Origin of the sequence: Paraburkholderia sp. SIMBA_053, assembly GCF_046534895.1 — a bacterium.
Lineage (GTDB): Bacteria > Pseudomonadota > Gammaproteobacteria > Burkholderiales > Burkholderiaceae > Paraburkholderia > Paraburkholderia caledonica.
Genome location: NZ_JAWRXU010001309.1, coordinates 1 through 249, shown reverse-complemented (window position 1 = coordinate 249; position 249 = coordinate 1). Strand labels below are relative to the sequence as shown.

Here is a 249-nt window from a genome sequence, read left to right as displayed (position 1 = left end):
CTTGTCCGGCCATTTGGCGTTGGCTGCGGCCAACAAGTCCGTGCGGAAGAATCCCGGCTCGACCACCGTGATCTCGATGCCGAACTTTCCGACCTCTTCAGCCACAGAAAGCGAGAGCCCCTCCACGGCGAACTTGCTCGCGCTGTAGGCGCCGCAGTGCATCAGGCCGACAGCGCCTGCCACGGAACTGACGTTGATGATGTGCCCGGAGCGCTGCTTGCGCATGATCGGCAGCGCTGCCCGCATCAC

At 63.9% G+C, this 249-nt stretch carries 1 protein-coding gene; it reads right to left on the bottom strand.

The features are described from left to right. Window positions 1-249, bottom strand: a 249-nt coding sequence (locus tag SB753_RS39860; protein WP_410805521.1) for an SDR family NAD(P)-dependent oxidoreductase, incomplete at both ends; no start/stop codon positions are given.